The sequence below is a fragment of the Pandoraea fibrosis genome, assembly GCF_000807775.2.
Taxonomy (GTDB): Bacteria; Pseudomonadota; Gammaproteobacteria; order Burkholderiales; family Burkholderiaceae; genus Pandoraea; species Pandoraea fibrosis.
In genome coordinates this window covers 1250292-1268698 of sequence record NZ_CP047385.1, presented here as the reverse complement: position 1 = coordinate 1268698, position 18407 = coordinate 1250292, and the positions used below count along the sequence as shown (strand labels likewise).

General features: G+C 58.2%; 7 protein-coding genes and 1 pseudogene. 1 reads left to right on the top strand and 7 read right to left on the bottom strand.

From position 1 onward, the window contains the following. Positions 1–159: 159 nt before the first annotated feature. Entirely contained in the window at positions 160–1485 is a 1326-nt protein-coding gene (locus tag PI93_RS05675; protein WP_039375215.1) for an MFS transporter, read from the bottom strand. A gap of 190 nt (positions 1486–1675) precedes the next feature. On the opposite strand from PI93_RS05675, the gene PI93_RS05670 reads away from it, so the two are divergent. Beyond that, the gene (locus PI93_RS05670) at positions 1676–2548 is read left to right on the top strand and encodes a LysR family transcriptional regulator (protein WP_039375213.1); all 873 of its coding nucleotides are present in this window, start codon (positions 1676–1678) and stop codon (positions 2546–2548) included. Positions 2549–2837: 289 nt separating this feature from the next. On the opposite strand, the gene PI93_RS05665 is transcribed toward PI93_RS05670, so the two are convergent. The 6 genes and pseudogenes from PI93_RS05665 to PI93_RS05640 form a co-directional block, all read right to left on the bottom strand. Next, a complete protein-coding gene (locus PI93_RS05665) occupies positions 2838–3659 on the bottom strand; it encodes a hypothetical protein (RefSeq protein ID WP_144400155.1) in 822 nt (273 codons plus the stop codon). 1406 nt (positions 3660–5065) lie between these two features. Continuing rightward, positions 5066–5281 (bottom strand): annotated as a pseudogene (locus tag PI93_RS05660) (transposase); the annotation flags it as partial. A 258-nt stretch (positions 5282–5539) separates the two neighbouring features. Then, a complete protein-coding gene (locus tag PI93_RS05655; RefSeq protein WP_039375210.1) occupies positions 5540–5818 on the bottom strand; it encodes a hypothetical protein in 279 nt (92 codons plus the stop codon). Beyond that, entirely contained in the window at positions 5806–8076 is a 2271-nt protein-coding gene (locus PI93_RS05650) for a hemagglutinin repeat-containing protein (RefSeq protein ID WP_236109292.1), read from the bottom strand. The genes PI93_RS05655 and PI93_RS05650 overlap by 13 nt, the downstream gene beginning before the upstream one ends. A gap of 55 nt (positions 8077–8131) precedes the next feature. Next, complete coding sequence (locus PI93_RS05645; RefSeq protein WP_144400154.1) at positions 8132–8935, bottom strand: Imm49 family immunity protein; 804 nt, start codon at positions 8933–8935, stop codon at positions 8132–8134. Positions 8936–8943: 8 nt separating this feature from the next. After that, the gene (locus PI93_RS05640) at positions 8944–18126 is read right to left on the bottom strand and encodes a hemagglutinin repeat-containing protein (RefSeq protein WP_052241092.1); all 9183 of its coding nucleotides are present in this window, start codon (positions 18124–18126) and stop codon (positions 8944–8946) included. Between the last annotated feature and the right edge of the window lie 281 nt (positions 18127–18407).

Genomic DNA, 18407 nt, shown 5'->3' with positions numbered 1-18407 from the left:
TTGAGGAATGCCCCGGATGGCGCGCGTCATGTCGTGTGCGTCGGGGGTGCCGACGACAGCAACGACGACATGGGTCACGCCATTGGACAGAGGCAGGATGGGCTGGGGTGATGCAGGCGCACCGGCGACGAGACGCCGGGCGCCGTGATGAATGAAGGGTTACAGCAGCGGCTGCCGCGAGCGGTCCTTGAGCGACAAGATCGTGACGAGGCCCACGGCTGCACCGAAGAGGCCGTAGTACACGACGGCGAGCTTGTCGCCGGTCCAGCCGATGAGCAACGTGGCGATCGCGCCGGCGAAACCGCCGAAGATCATCACCGCAAAGTTGTAGCCGATGGCCATCGACGTCGCCCGCACGCGCGACGGGAAGAGTTCGCATACGAAGGCACAGTACGAGCCCTGAAACAGACCCAGCGAGAGCATCAGACAGCACTGCACGAAAATCAGCATCGGCAGGGTCGGCACGTGACTGACGGCAAGGAACAACGGATACGCGATGACCAGGCTGATGAGCGCCGAAGCGGTCATCGGCTTCTTGCGGCCGATGGAATCCGAAAGGCGTCCCGAGGCAAACGTTCCGACGATGTAGGCGACAGCAGCGCACAGCGACGCGATCACACTGCTTTTGAACGGGATGCCCAGCGACTTCGTTGCGTAGCTCGGCATGTAGTAATAGAAGATGTACGTGCCGATGGTGCCGTACACCGTCAGCCCGAATCCGGCAACGACCTGACGCCAGTGCATCGTGATCGACTCGAGGAACGGCGAGCGCTTTTGCGTGGACTGGTGACGCGCATCCTTGAACACCGGCGACTCGTCCAGCCGCGAACGCACATAGAGTCCGACGGGAACGATCAGCAAACCGATGACGAACGGAATACGCCAGCCGAACGCATCGATTTGTTCGGGTGTCAGCGATTGGGTGATGCCCACGGACACGATAGCGCCGAGCAGCATGCTGCACGCCTGCGCGATCATCTGGAAGCTGCCGTACACACCGCGTCGCTCGACCGGGGCATGCTCGACGAGGAATGCCGTGGCGCTACCGACTTCGCCGCCAGCGGAGAATCCCTGAAGGAAGCGTCCGATGAGCATCAGCACGGGGGCTGCCATGCCGATCTGCGCATAAGTGGGCGCGAAGGCGATCACCGCGACGCCCAGCGCCATGACGGAGATCGTGACCAGCAAGGCAGATTTGCGGCCGTGCTTGTCAGCGTAGGCACCGAGAACGATGCCGCCGAGTGGACGCGTCAGGAAGCCGACACCGAAGGTCGTCCATGCGGCGAGAAGGGCTGCCGTCGGGTTATCGCTGGGGAAGAATTGCCGTGCGATGTTCGCGGCAAAGAAGGTGAATACGGTGAAGTCGAACCATTCGAGCGCGTTGCCAATGGTGGACACGGCGATGATGCCGACGTCGATTCGCTTTCCCGAGCGCTCAGGGACCGCGGCGTTTGCGGCGCTGTCGCGCCCGACCGAAACTTCCATGGGGAGACTCCTCATCTATGAAGTGTTTTCGCGGCAAGCCGACCGCACTCGCTTCGCCCCATTCTGCTTGTGCCAAAAAACCAATAAAAGCTAGAATTTGTGATCCGTCATCGCAAATTTTTTGATGTATTGACGACGGCTTTTCGGGACGAATTCTCCTATTCTCCCAACCGAAAACGGCGAGCGATCTATGAGCAATCTGCGATTTATGAGGACTTTTGTGGCAGTCGCGAGGCATGGATCGTTCGCTGCGGCCGCCGAACATCTAGCGATGACGCAGTCCGCGGTGAGCATGCAAATGCGTGCGCTGGAGGAGGAATTCGACCATCCGCTATTCGATCGCGTGGGACGGTCCGTTGCGCTCAACGCGATGGGACGTCTGCTGCTGCCGCATGCGGAGCAATTGCTGGCGCAGTATCAGACGATGCGCACATTAGCCGCGGGCATCGAGTCGACAGCCGGTCCGGTGACGATCGGTGCGGTGGAATCGGCGGTGAGTGCGTTGGCGCGTGCGGTATCGCAGATCAAGCAGGCGCAGCCGCATCTGGAGATTCTGATTCAGACAGCGCGCTCGATTGAGCTGACGGCGAAACTCGATGCCGGCGAGATCGATTGTGCGGTACTGGTGGAAGCGTCGGGAAGGCGTCCGGCGGGCGTGCGGTGGACGCCGTTGTATCGTGAGCCGTTGGTACTGCTGGCGTCGTCGGCGTTGAAGACTGGATCGGTCGCGAAGTTGCTGGAAACGGAACGGTTCTTGCGGTTTGATCGAACGCAGCGCACCGGCGTGCTTATCGATCGGGCGGTGCGACGCCAACATGTGAAGGTGAGCGATTTTTTGGAGTTGTCGTCGATAGAAGGGATCGTGGCGCTGGTGCGTCAACGCGTGGGGATTGCGGTTGTGCCGATGCTGAGAAGCGCGACGTGGGCACAAGACGATTCGCTACGGATTCTTCCGCTACCCGGCATGATCGAGCAGCGAAGTATCGGACTGCTTGAGCGCACGCGTCACGACAAGATGGGGATAACGACGGCAATTGCGCAGCAGGTGATGGCACAGGGGTGAAGCGTTGCGCGCTTAGCCAGTGACGTCGTCACTTGGGCGACGGCCGTTAGCGATTATGAGGAAGTCACTCACAACGGAGGAACAGCCGAGAGGCTTGGCCCCAGGTACGCAATGGGGCCGCCTTTGATCTGGTCGGGGACGACGCGCTGCCGATCCAGTTCTCGCCACCCTGGGTCAGCCCACCGGTTGCATAGGCACATGTCTTTATTGCGCCAGCAGGCACGTTGCACCTCTTGGCAAAACCGATGATGCCACCCTTATTTTTGATTTGCTCCCTGCCGAGCTGTTGTCATGCTCCCAACGTGGCGTTGGTGATCCCAATTCGCTTATGCCTGCCAAGCCTGGCACGACCGCGCGGTCTCAGCCCACCGGATGTATAGACGTATACCTGTAGTTTGGCCGTAGCCACGTTGTGCTTCTTGACAAAGCCCGTGAAGCCGCCTTCGCGTTTAAGTTGTTCCTCGCCGAGCGCGTCCCATTCCTCCAACATGGCGTCGGTGACCGGATTCTTCTCATGCCCGTTGAGCCGATCCTCGCCATGCGGCCTCAGCCCGCCGCTTGCACAAGCGTACCTCTCTAGCAATTTATAGAGCACGTTGTGCTTCCTGGCGAAACCGCGGAGCCCACCCTCCGCTGCAATTTTCTCCTTGGTAAGCTTTTTCCACTCCTCCAATATGGCGTTGGTTACCGGTTTCATCTCGTGCGCGCGGAGCCTTTCCTCACCATCCGGACTCAGCCCACCGGATGCCCTGACGTACATCCTTAGTGTGGCAAGGCGCACGTTATGCTTCGAAGCAAAACCTTCCGTGCCACCGACTTTTTCAATTTGCTCCTTGGTAAGCTTTTTCCACTCATTCAATACGGCGTTGGTCACTGGCCTCGCCTTGACGCGGAACCGGTCATTACCACGGGGGCGCAGCCCACCAGATGCACGGAGGTATATCCTCATCGTGGCATAACGCACGTTGCGCTTCTCGGCAAATCCTCTGATACCCCCCTCGTCTTCAATTTGCTCGCTGCTGAGCGCCTCCCATTCCCTCAACATGGCGTTCCTCGCCTTCGCTTTCTTGCTTTCGACGACAATCGGTCCCCGGGCGGAGTTCGACCCCATGCCGTGCCCACACGTGCCCTCCAACGTTTGCTGAACGCTGCCTGGTTTGGGAGACGCTGGCCGCTGCGCGGGGCTCGACGCCATGTCGGGTTGCCACGTGCCCTGCAACGCTTGCCGAATGATGTCTGGTGTTTCGGGAGGCGGTGGTCGCCGGGCGGGGCTCGCCATCACGCCGGGTTGCCACGTGCCCTGCAACGCTTGCCGAATGATGTCTGGTGTTTCGGGAGGCGGTGGTCGCTGGGCGGGGCTCGACGCCATGTCGGGTTGCCACGTGCCCTGTAACGCTTGCCGAATGATGTCTGGTGTTTCGGGAGGCTGTGGCCGCTGGGCGGGGCTCGCCATCACGCCGGGTTGCCACGTGCGCTGCAACGCTTGCCGAATGATCTCCGGCGTTTCGGGAGGCGGCGGTCGCTGGGCGGGACTCGCCATCACGCCGGGTTGCCACGTGCCCTGCAACGCTTGCCGAATGATGTCTGGCGTTTCGGGACGCGGTGGTCGCTGGGCGGGACTCGCCATCACGCCGGGCTCCCAACTGCCCCGCAACACTTGCTCAATGATCTCTGGCGTTTTGGGAGGCGTGGGTCGCTGGGCGTAGCTCGACACCATGCCTGGCGCACCCGTGCTCAACCGCTCCCATCGAATGACTGGCAGGCTTTGGCCTGAGCCGGAATCAAAGCCGTGTGATTCAATCAACTGTGAATTTGGTGATGGACCAAGGCGAGTTGGCATGTCGACCGAGGCGCCACTACCAACACCAATACAGTCTGACGCCCACGCTTGCGCCCTGTGACGCGGGCCGATGCCCAGTATATTGGCTTGGAGGAAAGGCGCGGGACCGACGCAGGACGGTATAGAGAGTTTCATGAATATTCACGTTTGTGCACGACCGGTAAGCGCGAACGAGCGACCCGGGCTCTCTCGTACAAGTGCGGCGAGACGCGACCTGTGCGATACGGATGACCCGCTTGACGAAAGCAAGACTCTCATCGAGAGCGATGCAACAGACGCCGCAGTCAAATCGTATGCAGCAATCCCCCCGGAAATCTCCGAGGCGGAACGTTGAGGCACGTCACCTTGATTTCCACGCTTTCGGGAAACGTTGAGTCGCCGCCAGGGGGGCAACTTACCACTCACTGGCCGTCCCAACTTTGTCTTTTTGCTCATCTGTCCCCGCCCCCCCCTCAACAGAAAAAACGGTGCCGACAGATTTCAATCGGCCACCGAAGCGCAGAACATTGGGTTTCTGGGAGGAGGCCGATGCAGGCTCGCCGATCACGGGGCTGTGCCGACAGTATGGTTTGGTGAGCCACATAACCGACAGTGGCGTGAGTGAACCCCGGACCCCACGGGTAATCGGCACGAGTACCAGCGCGTGCCGTTGAATAAGCCCGTGTTCACCAGCCTGGCTGCTGCTCCGGCGCAAGGGTTTTGCTCTGAGGGGTAACACCACGGCGCTTAAGCTGGAGCTGATCAACCCAGCAACGCAAAACGGACTCGGCAACGCCGACCGACCGGCTGGCATCGACATGGCTATAGCTCTGGTCGAGGACCAGAGACGCAGCACTGCGCTTTAACTCAGGGGAAAACGAACGACGTTGTTGGATCGTCAGACACCACTTCATAGCGAGTATTCTCGCCTTAATTGGTGTCTGGGGAGATTAGACCACTACAATCACACCGATTACCAGCCAGCGATACCCACCAAACGCAAGGGAGTGGGTTAGTTGTATCCCACGACCATGATCGTTCGTAAACGGCCGAAAACTGCGGCTCAGTATCTAGGTTGCTCAGGGCTCCGCAGATTCTAGCCACTTCATTACCGCGAAATTCATAGTTACCGAACTCTGAACGAGCGAGCGATCGGCGAAGGGGAGAACCTATTAGTCTTCATCACCGACAATCGGCAACCCTTCAAGTAAGAGCTCAAATTGTGCTAATCGGTGCGACACGCTTCTTATCGCCTGAATGTTTGACTCCATTTCCCATCTGGCCAAGCCCAGATCGCGAGGTTGAACTATCCGCCCCGCACGCGCATCCTCAATCGCCTCAACTAACGGAGGATAGTCATACAACCAATCTACGTCCGCATTTCCGCCGAGATTGGCACGAATTTCAGCATCCAAAAGCTCCGCGTACTTTCTTAACTTCACTTGGTCCATTGACGTAACCCCATTATCTCGCCGATCTTGTTCGCATTTGGATCAGTCCACTGCGTGCGATTGGGCACAAGTATTTGTTGTGCACCGCCTGGCGCCGAATAAGCGCCCTGCTGAACAGGAGCGACTTGGCTCGAAAATGCTACAGGCACCGTTTTCGGCAGAGGGGACATCGAATAAACGTCGAACCCCAACTGCGAGCCCCGAATAGCTTGCATAGCTGGCAAACCAAGCTTTGCTGCAATCTGGTCAACAGGCAACTTCGATAACGATTCGTACTCCGCTCGCGTAATAAAGTACGGTGATGTCTCGCCTATTACGTCACCAGAGTAAATTCCCTTCGGCATAATTTTGATCAACTCTGTGTTCGAGCCAACGTCGAACTTCGTTGGCAATGTCGTCCCCGAACTAATCAGGTTTCTCGCATATCGTACCGCGTCGTCTTGCGCGTATCCCGCCGCAAGATATACGTCAACTATCGCCTGTGCTTGGGGCGTTTGCATAACGGCGCCGGACACCTGAACACCTTGAGTCCCGAATTTTTCGGTTGTGTAAGTCAGGCGGGCCGCTTCGTTAAATGCTGCCGCCTGCTTTCCCGCTTGCGTTTGTATCACGGAACCTGTCGCTGCCCCGCCCAAACTCAATGCAGCATATGCCAACGCTGCCGACTGAGAATCCAAGCCTAAGCTCTGAAGTGCGCGCTCTCCGTACGTGGGGGTATATCCCCCGTTGACAGCTTGTATGAACCCGGCCCTCGAATAATCGAAACTGCTACTGGCCACAATAGCTGCAACCCCACATGCGACGACGCTCGAGCACCCTGCACCAATTGCAGTAACTCCGACAGCCGCGCTTACCACAGCCTGTACAGCGCCAGTTGTACGATTCCCGATCTGATATCGATCGTATTTGTCGTTGATGAAGTCGGACTTAGAATATCCGTCAAAAGCGCCCGCTTGCCGTAGAACGTTTTGCTCGGCGGAGTATTGCGCCCCATCCGTCTGCATCTTAAGCAATACCAGTTTGCTCGGATCACTGTCGGGAATACCGTCGGCACAGCGAACTAGCGCACAGCTCGCCGCAGCCAATCGGTATTGTTCCTCGGGAGATTTTCCTTGCTGCAGTTGCTTAAGCTTCTGCTCCTCCATTGGATGCAACTGCCGATTAAACCGATCAACGTTATACCCAGCAAACGCTCCCGAACCACCACCAACCATTGCTCCAACCGCAGTACCAACACCGGTCACCACGATCTGCGCCAACGCCTGATCGATATCGGCGTTACCCGTCGGGTGGGCGTTCTGAATGCTCTCACTAAATTCGTTCAGCGTTCCGCCAAGCTTTGACGTCAACCCTGCACCCAACGCACCGCCCAACGCATTGCCGCCGCCGAGGCCAGCCACAATTGCGCCACCGGCTGCTTGCATCGCCGCGCGGTAGTCGCCGCCCTCCTTCCAAGCGTCGGCTTCCTTAAGATATTGAGCCTTCAAGTCTGGATCGGTCGTATTTTTGGCCAGATCAAGCGCAGCCTCTCGCTTCTTATCTACATACGTCCCGATATCCCGCGCCACCGCTTCCCCGGCCGCCGTCGCGGCCGCCATCAGGCGCAACTGATCGTTAAGCAGGTTCTGCAAATCCGGTGTGCGGTTCACCGTTTCGTTCAGGTTCGACGCGTCGCGGTTCAGACTGGCGAGATCCTGCGTCTGATTCGCGCCGTTCGTCAGCGTGATCGTGCCTTCGCTCACGCCGCTGCACGTCACACCTCGCTCGCTGCCGCTCTCCGACTGCGGCAGCATGGGTGCGATGCCACCCGTGTTCTTGCCCGAGCTCGGCCCCGTCGTACGCTCGTTAGCACCGCCGTTGCCGAACGTGCCTCCGCCGCCGAAGCCGAAACTGTTGGCGCTGTAATCCGAGTGGTTTTGGATGTCGGAGAACGTCAGCGTGCCCGTCGTCAGTTGGTTCTTCGACGGATCTGCCGTACTCGTGATGTACGCACCCTTCAGATCCGTACTGCCCTTGACGTCGACGTCGAACCCGCCGCCCACACTCTGTTGATGCGACGAACTCTGGCTCATGTCCTGCACGCTGGCGATGTTCAGATCGCCGCATACACGCGTATTCACCTTGTCCGCACTCACGTTGCCGCCGACGATTTTGTATCGCCGCCGCTCACAATCACTGCCGTCTTGCTCGTATTGATGTGAGAGTTTTTTAAGAATATCGAATGATAATTCTCGTCGACTACTAGTTATGGCAAACACCAAGCTCGAATCACTTCGCCGTTTCGTATTATTTTTATAAGCAAAAACTCATTAATTATCGATGAATTCCCATCATTCTAAGAATTTTTGCAACACCACCATCATCCTTCTTTTTTTCAAACATGAAATCGTAAGAATTTTTATATTCTGGCAGTGGCCTTACAGGGAGCAAATTTGCGGGAATCAATGAACTTTCAAATTCCACCTCAATCCCGTGCCTCCAACATATTTTCGCCTCCAAAGTTGCCGCAACAGAGAGCACTCCATCAACCACAGGACGCAAAGGTTTTTCCGACACTTTTTTCGAAATAGCTTTTTCAAGCCCCCTTACATCCCGAGCAATCAACAGGGAAAAAAAATCCCTACCATTTGTCGCATCACTTCTCCAGTCCTTTCTACCGTTCTTAGAAATTTTATCAATTTTATTTTGCAACTCATCCCAATTAGATCTAATTGCCAATTGGTACATATGGGATACAAACTGATGAAGCAATGGATTATTTTTGTTTTTTGAAAAACCCCCACCATCAAAATTACATATATCAAACAAAATAGAATCACAATCCGACATCAACGAGCAAAATATTTCAATATCCGTCGAGAACGCATTCTCCCCCCCACTTTTCAAAATCTCTACCGTAAGCTCGCTCGCAGCATAGAGATTTTTCTTCAAACTCAACTCATCCTCACCCGAAAAATAATCATATATCGCAACATTCAGATGATCTGACCTTAACATCGACAAAAAAGCCGGTGAAACCACGATCTTTCCATTATAAAATTTTCTCTCAACTTCACTTAAGCTTTGTTTTGAAGCTTCATATCCATGTATATTTTTACGAAAAAATTCGTCATTCATGTTTCACCTCACTTTAGTCTGACCGCGGTCACGCCATCCGAATTGACACCTGCCACAATCTTCACCAATCTATTCTCCTCGATCGCGGATCGAATCGCAGCAGCAGTCGCTCGTTGATCATTAGATCCTCGACCCAGTCGATCAATAGCCGATTCTATCCATCCGTCACTCATCTGCGTCGGAAGATTTCCACTTTCGGTACTCAACTTGATCGATCCATTACTCCTCAACGGCTTAACCTCCACCACATAGAGAGTGTCACCCTTGATGTACACACCATCAAAACAATTGCTGCCACCACACTTCCCTTCCATCGATTTGAAACCATTCCGTACGAAATAGTTATTGACCACATATTCCCGAAGATCACCTTGAAGGGCAGTATTGGAGACCGTATCCAATTGTGACAAGAGTGTACGATCGGCGGACGTAAGTCGAAGTTGCGTGCTTTCCCGTGTGATCTGCTGCGCGCTAATATTCCCCCCGGCTGAAGCGGAGGCACGCCCTAAGATTGCGATATCTGTCGACGACAACAGTCGCCCAAGTGTGCCAATCAGCGTATCAACAAGTTTCCCTCCGATGAGCCACTCTTCCAGTGGGTAGACCGGTTGTGCCGCGCCGTTAGGAGTAGCTAGATAAGTTAGACGACTCTGATCTCGCAACTCCATCCCCAGAATGATCGATCCCGGTGGTTGACTGCCAAGTAAGTAGTTTGTGTATGGGTTGGCTCGCTGTTCGCCCGTCGCACTGAAATAGGTCTGCGGAGATCCATCAGAGATCACAGGACTTCCTTTAACAAGGATTGTCTGCCCCATGAATGATGAAAGCATGTCCTGCGCTTCTTTCATGCTCGCAAGGTACTGCGCTACACCTCCTTGAGCACCGATACTATTGGTGCTCCCTGCCGCTTGCATCATCCTCTGAAGGTAGACCAGGTTTTTCTCATTTTCCGCATCGTCAACTAACCCCCTGGCAGTGCGTTCGAGGACATCTGTCCAGTAGACAGTGGCTTGCCCGATACAGGCAGCATCTCCCTGACATACTTGCTCGGCCTTTTCACTCGCCAGCTTCGAGATGACGACGCTCTCTTGAGAATGCAACTGCCGGTTAAACCGATCAACGTTATACGCGGCAAATGCCCCCGAACTTCCACCAACCGCTGCCCCCACCGCCGTACCAACGCCCGTCGCCACAATCTGTGCCAACGCCTGATCGATGTCGGCATTTCCCGTCGGATGTGCCTTCTGAATGTTGTCGCTCAGTTCGTTTAGCGCGCCGCCCAGCTTCGATGTCAGTCCTGCGCCTAGCGCTCCACCCAGCGCATTCCCGCCTCCTAAGCCTGCGATGATTGCGCCGCCAGCCGCGTGCATTGCCGCACGGTAGTCGCCGCCCTCCTTCCAGTCGTCCGCTTCCTTCTGATACTGCGCCTTCAACTCCGGGTCGGTCGTGGCATCGGCCAGCTTTTGCGCCGCCTCTCGCTTCTTATCTGCATACGTCCCGATATCCCGCGCCACCGCTTCCCCGGCCGCCGTCGCGGCCGCCATCAGGCGCGACTGATCGTTAAGCAGGTTCTGCAAATCCGGTGTGCGGTTCACCGTTTCGTTCAGATTCGACGTATCGCGATTCAGACTGGCGAGATCCTGCGTCTGGTTTGCACCGTTCGTCAGCGTGATGGCGCCGTCGCTCACACCGCTGCGCGTCACACCTCGCTCGCTGCCGCTCTCGGACTGCGGCAGCATCGGTGAGATGCCACCCGTGTTCTTGCCCGAGCTCGGCCCCGTCGTACGCTCGTTAGCACCGCCGTTGCCGAACGTGCCTCCGCCGCCGAAGCCGAAACTGTTGGCGCTGTAATCCGAGTGGTTCCGGATGTCGGAGAATGTCAGCGTGCCCGTCGTCAGTTGGTTCTTCGACGGATCTGCCGTACTGGCGATATACGAGCCCTTCAGATCCGTATTGCCCTTGACGTCGACGTCGAACCCACCAGACCCCGCCTGAATCCCCGATTGCTCAACAACACCGGCATAGTTGCCGCTCGCATTGCCGCGCGAATAGCTGAAGCTGCCCGACGCGCCTCCCATGCTCGCGCTGAAGCCACCGCCCATACTCTCCTGATGTGCCGAACTCTCGCTCGTGTCCTGCACGCTAGCGATGTTCAGATCGCCGCCCACACGCGCAATCACTTTGTCCGCATTCACATTGCCGCCGACGATATTCGTATCGCCGCCGCTCACAATCACTGCCGTATTACTCGCGTTGATATGCGAGTTGTTCTGGAAAGTCGAATCCGAGTTAGCGTCGCCGTTAGACTTCGAGAACGACGCCGATACCCCCCAGCCGCTCGTGCCGAACGACACGCCAAAACTACCGCCCTTCGACTCGTTGTCGCTGCGCGTCGACTCCGTGTCCTTGCTGCTGAGGACATTGACCTGGTTGGTGGCTTGTAGGAGGACATCCTTCGCATCGATGTTCGATCCGATGATGTTCACATTGCCTTTGCCCGACGCCGCGTCCCCAGTAGCGACAAACGCGGTCGTGCCGCCCGACCTGATGTTGCTCGACACGTTCTGCGTCGTATCGACGGAAGATGTCGATCGGCTGCTCGACGAGCCGAAACTAAGCTCGACTTTGGCTTCCGGTGTTTTGCCTGCTTCGAGCATACTCAGCGCACCTTTGGTCTCGCCGAATGCACCCACCGCGCCGCTGGCGGCAGCATACCCACGCAGCGCCGAGACACGCGCATCCCCGCCAGAGTCCACCGCTGCCTTGACTTGATTCGTCACGTTTTGAATCGCATCAATGACCGGCGACTTCACTGCCAGCGTAAAACCCGAGCTCTTGAACTCATGCGTCTCGTCATGATGCTGTTGATTGAGCGCAGATTCGATCGTGACATTCTGACCGATGCCGGTAATATCGCCAGCCGCCATGATGTCGCTGCCTCTGACCAGCAGGTCGTTGCCCGCCACCACGCTGACATTGCCGTTCAGGCTGCCCACCATGCTGCCCGTCTGCGTCACGCTGCTGTCGTTGGTCTGGTCACGTTGCTCGTTCTTGCCGTACGAAATGCCCACACCGCCCGACGAACCCAGGCCGGAACTCTTCTTCTCGTAAAACGAGCTGCTCTGGCTCTCGTTCTGCGCCGACTCGATGCGCACGTCGCGTCCGGCCTGCAAGGCGACGTCCTGCGTGCCGACGACCGTTGAACCACTCACGATGAGGTCGCGTCCGGCCGACACCCCGACCGCATTGCCCGACGCCGTTGAGCCCACCGCAATCGTTTGATGCGAGCTCGATGACGATGTCTCCTCTGTTTTGGAGAGGAATCCCGAACTGCTGTCGTGCTGCCATTTCTGACTGTCGTGCGTCTCCGTCACCGTGCCGATGTTGACGTCGCCCGTCGCCGCCAATGCGACGGTTCCATTCCCCTGCGACGACACAGATGAGCCCAGCACCGACAGATTTCCGGTGCCCGACGAGGCCGCGACCGGACTGATCTGATACGCACCAAGTACGCCACCGACCGCGCTCGTCTGCCCCGCGCCGATCAGCACGTGGTTGCCTGCGCTCACGGAGGCGCCATTGACCGCCTCGTCCAGAGACGATTTGGCGTACTGCAACGAGCCACCGAAGGAGCGCTCATCGTGCGAATGCGAATCCTTGACCGCCGTCACCGTGACATCATTGCCCGCGAGTACCGTCGCATTGCCACTAGCGGCAACTGTCGTTCCGCTCAACGTGGTGTCGCGCCCTGAGACCGCCGTCAGATTGCCTCCAGCGGAGATCGCACTGCCGACGTTCTGCACAATGACGTCGTTCCCTCCGTTCTGTCCATCGGTCGTACCGACGGTCTGCGACTGGCCGACCGTCAACGTGTTTGCGTTGATGTCACGCCCCGCTGCGACCACCACAGCGCCATCGCTGGCGATCGCGCCCGCATTAAGGGTGACGTCGCGCGCCGCCACGGCGGTGGCGCTGTTCGATCCCGAGATGATGCCGACCGCACCAATACCTGTGGCCGACGCCGACGATGTAAAGCTTCCGCCGGTGTCCGTCCCTGCCGTCTGGGTGAGCGTAGTCGACTCGTTGATGAGGTCACGACCGGCCTGCACTACGACGTCCTTGCCGCCGATGCGTCCGCCGGTGTTCCGGATATCGCCGAGCGACGAAAGCGCGGTCGTGCCACCGCTGCCGATGACGCCGAGGTTGACGATGGCATCGCCGAGAATCGTCGTTGCCGTGTCGCTGACGATCTGGCCACTGTTCTTCACGTCGCCCGTCGCAGCGAGCTTGACGCTGCCGCCCGAGACCAGCGCGCCCGTGTTCGTCAGATCGACGGTATTGGCCTGCGCCAGATATACCTGCGGCACGAGCACGGATTGCACCGAGCCGTCGGGCAACGTGACGTCCTGAGAAACCAGCCACACCATGTCGCTGGTCAGTTGCTTCATCTGGGCATCCGACAGCCCCACACCCACGCTCAGCCCGAATTGCTTGCCGTAGGTCACGCCGTTATTGAGTAGCATCGTGTACTCATCGAGATAGTTCGTGTAGCCGGCCAGTAATGTCTTGCCGGTCAACGCCGTAATCTGATCCCGCACCAGTTGCGTTTCGTAGAAGCCGTCGCCGATGCGCTTCTGCGTTGTCTGCGGATCGAGATTCAGCCCAGTGAGCATGTAGTCGCTGGAGATGAATTTGCCGTAATCGGTGAAACGCGAATCCGTGGCGACGAGATAGGTCTGCCCCGGTGCCGACCGCAATTGGAACAGCGCGTTTTTTGGCAACGTCAGGCCAGGAATCGCCTGCGCAGACGAGCCTAGGGTCTGACGGTTGACCACCGCGCCCGACAAATTGCCCAACTGCGTTCCCGTCGCATTCCCCCCGGTCACACCTGCACTACCCACCGTATTACCGGAGCGGTCCACACTCGACACTGCGATATTCCGGCCGGAGGATTGCACCGACTGATTACCCACGGCAATCGCGGGAAGCGACGCAAGTGTGGTTGGCGGCAACGGCGTGACGGGATAGGCCACCGTCTTTTGATCGCTGTCGCCGCCCGATTTCTGATGCCAGTAGAAAGTCGACGTCTGCGTTTGCGTCACCGTCTCTTGCAACGTGATACCAACGTCGTCGACGGACCCGCCGGTCGCCCGTCGAATGAGGTCGCGCCCTGCCGTCATCGTTGACGACTGGTTGTTGATCGCACCGCCATCGGCATTGATGCGAATCGATCCTTGCGCCTGGAGCTTCGCTTCGGGAGATGCGCTAATGAGTTCGTCGCGCGTTCGCGTCGTCGTGACGATGCGCGTGATCTCGTTGTAGTCACGCTGGTCGATCCCCAGATCGCCGCGCGAGATCGCCTGATCCGGCCGAATCATCGTATTCGGGTCCCAGTCCGGCCAGAACACGATACGGTAGCTGTCCCCGTTATCGACGATGCTGTTGAAGTACTGGGTCGGATTCTTGCCGACTTCGCGTGTCTTAGTGGACGATCCACACTGGCCATGGTCGTCGCACGCCCCCTGTCCTTGCGTCGTCATGTCCTGATAAGACTCTTCGAGCGGCTTCGTCAGACTGAAGGTCTTCGCTGCGAGATCCACATTCGTCACCTGCGACTTCGGAATGTTGACCGTCAGCGGTCTGGCAAGATTCTCCAGAAGTGAGGACGATATCGGCGCTCTGCCTCCGCTCCAGAACCATTCGGGGAACGTCAGGCTCATGTGCATCATCGTTTCGTCGCCTCCAGTCAGCCCCGCCGTGTAAAGACTGAAACCTTGCGTCGTAGACTGTGGCGTTCCGGGCTGCGTCACGATGCTGGTGCGCGAGTTGTTGATGACGCGAGCCGCAATGTCCAGATTGCCATCGGCAACGATGCTGGCCGAACGGTTGGTCAGCAACGCCATCTGATTGGCGAGCAGCCCCTGCCCATCGCGTGTGCCGTCACGCGCAATCTCGATGTCGCCCGTGCTGTAGAGCAATGCCCCGTCGTAGTTGGAGACGGAATTCGACGCATACAGGGCGAGTCGCTTCGCGCCCCCGATGATCGCCGACGCGCTGTTGTTCTCGATATCGACGGCATTGATCTGCACATCGTTGCCCAGCACACCATAGCCATTGAAGAAGTAGTTCGCCTTGAGTCGAACCGTATCGCCACTGATGCTGCCGGAGTTGGAGAACAGGCCCGCGGCACTCAGTTGTGTCGTCGTCGCATTGATCGAGCCATTCACGTTATTGATGATCTGGGCGGCTTGTACGTCGAGCGTGCCGGGCGCCATTAGCGTGCCATCGTTGGTGAAGCGCCCCGTTGACGTCAACTTGAGTATGCCGTCCGCACGCAGACGGTTGGCGGATGCGTTCACGTAGTCGCCAACGGCAGCAAGCGTCAGATTTCGACCGGCCGTCATTTGTCCGGCACCGTTCATGGCGCCGCCCACACCCACGTCGCGGTTCGAGCGGATGACCCCGCCTCCGTTATCGAGCGACGCGATCTGCAACGAGACGTCGCCACGACTTTCGATGGTCCCGCCCGAATTGGTCAAGCGCGCGGTGGCTGGCGTCACCGTCAGCGACGTGTCGCCGAACAACTGCCCCGCCGAGTTGTCGAGCAAGCCGACGACGCCCAGCAGAACATCTCCGCCGCCAATGATCTTGCCTCCGGAGAGGTTGCTCAGAGTCGCCGCATCGATGCTCAGCCTGCCGTTGCCACCGATCGTTCCTCCGGCATTGCCGACATCCCGAGCCGCCGTCACAGTGGTGTCGCCGTCTCCGGCATTCGTCAGTTGTCCGGCGGCATTCACGAGGCTACCGACGGTCACCGTCAGTGCATCGTGCGCGCCATTGGCACTGATACGACCGCTGGTGTTGGTGAGCGTGCCGTTGGCATCCAGCTTGACGGCTCCCCCCGATTGCATCGATCCTGCCGCGTTGTCGATGTCGGTGTCCGCCACAACCCTCAGACTATTCCCGCCGTACACGACCCCGCCGCTGCGATTGACGATGTTCTTCGTCGCGGTGAGCCATACGACATCGCTCGCGCTAAGTTCTCCGCCTGTGTTTTCGATGCGCGCCGCAGAGATCCGAAGCGCACCCAGACTGCCCAGCAGCCCCGTCATGTTCGTGACGTCGCCAGTCGATATGACCGACAACGTATCGTTGCCGAGATGGCTGATCTTCCCTTGATCGTTGACCAACTGTCCGACGTTCAGTGTCAGCCCGCTGGCCTTGGTTGCGACCGTACCTGCAGTGTTGTCCAGCACCGCACCGACTTTGACGGTCTGCGCCGAATCGCCGTACTGCTTGATCTCTCCCGAACGATTGGACGCATCCCCCAACACTGTCAGCGACAGGGTGTCCGCGTCGATCAGTCCATGATCGTTGACGAGTTGCCCGGCGCGAAGCGTCGATGTCGTCGCGGAAATCGCGCCCTGACGATTGGTCAGAACACCGTCGACGCTCACGTCGATTTGCTCGCTGGAAAGTGTTCCGTTGGTGTTGTCCAGTTGTCCGGATGTGAGGGTCATCGTCGTCCCGGCGACGAGTTGCGCGGCATTGATCAGCGAACCGGCATGCAGACGCAGGTCGCCGTTGGTGCCGATGACCCCACCGGGGGCGTCGAGTCCGTTCACGCCCGTCGCGTTACGCAATTCGCCGTCGATATCGATGGACGTTCCGTCGCCGCCGAGCGATACGACGCGTCCGGCGGTGTTGTTCAGCGTTGCCCCCCTGACCTTGAGAAGCCCGCCCGATTGAAACAGACCGCGCTGGTTGTCGAGATTTGCTCCCGTGACGTCGAGCCGTGTTCTCGCGGCCGTTTGTGCATCGTTGTTATCGATACGGCCCAACGCCGCCAATGTGATCGTGTCGGCCGACAGCGCGCCATTAGCGTTGAGAAGACCTTGCGCCGCCTTCACGCGCAGCGCATTGGAAGCGGTGACAATGGCACGCTGGAGGTCGATATCGCCGGCCTGTGACGTCAGCGACAGGCTTTGACTGGCATCTGTACGGCTACCAGAAAGGTCCAGCGTATCGGCAACAACTGTCATGTCGCCCCGCGCGACGTTGCGGCCCGTTGCAACGACTTTTCCGGATGCCGTCACTGTCAGACTACCTACGAGCGTCGCCTGACCGTCGGCATCGATACCGGCACCGAGCGTGCCGCCCGATGTCAACCCGGCGGCCTGCGCGATCAGATTCCCCGCGGCGCTCAGCACACCGCTGTTACCAAGGATGCCGCCAGTGCGGACGTCTGCAAATCCGCCCGCGTAGACACTGCCCTGATTGTCGATACCTGCCCGGGCGTTCAAGCTCACATTGCCCGTCGCCTCAGTCCTTCCAGTCGTGACGAGCTTGCCCTCGGTCGTCAACGTGAGATCGCCAGCCTGCGCCGCGATCACGCCCTTGTTGGAGACGCCGACACCGTTCTCCGTGCCCACGAGAAAGATGCGTTGCGCGTACATCCCGCCCAACTGACCGACGTCCACTGCCACATCGGGTGCGACACCGTCGCCCGTCGTCTTCTGCACCGCAAGCGTTTCGTGATCGACACGATTCGTGCCCGTCACCACATTGAGTTGCTTTGCATGCAACGCAGCGTTGACCTGAACGGCACGTGCGATGAGGTCGACCTGATCGACATTCGCCGCGTTCAGCCCGTCTCCCTGAATCACCAGACGTCCGCCGTTGACCTGATAGCCAGCGAGGCTGCCGTCCGCACCCATGATCGGGATTCCGGTGGTCAGCACCGCACGCGTGGTGTTGATGAAACCCCCACCGTCGACCATGATTCCCGCGCTGTTCGCCACGACGACTTGCGCGGCCTTGCCCGCGACTTCGAGATAACCCCGTAGCTGACTCGGGGAATTACTGTTGACCTGATTCAGGATCACGCGCGCAGCCTGATCCCGAGCGAGATTGGGGTTGCCGTTGACGTACCCCGCTTGCTGCGTGTTCACGATCGTCGGCGAGTTGTTCAGGATGACACCCTGACGCGGCACGTCGAACTGCGAATAGACATTTTTTGATACGCCCGCGGCCGTAGGCGTGGTGATATTGACCTGCTGCAAACCGTTGGCGGTTTGCACAACAGTGGGCCCACCCGGCGCCGCGACAACCTGCGCCCGAACCGAAATCGGGGCAATGATCTGCGCAAGCACCAACGCACGTACCAGGCCGTGCTGCAGCCCAATTTCCAAGGGGCTTCCCCGAAGCGCGCCCCGCGCGCGCCGATTCGTGTGTTTTTTCATCTGATCTTTGTACGACTGTTTTTTGTTAGGGTCTTTGCCCGATGTTTTACTTATATCGTTACAAACTTCGCATGCCGAATAGTACTAAATTTTTCATTATTATTTCGCGATGCCAAACTATCTTCCGAAAAGTAATCAATAGCGGTAACATCCGGAAAAACTAATAATCCGAATTAATATCGCCGGGGATTCCAATGCGCTTCGACACCTGATTCAAGGTCGTCCAATAG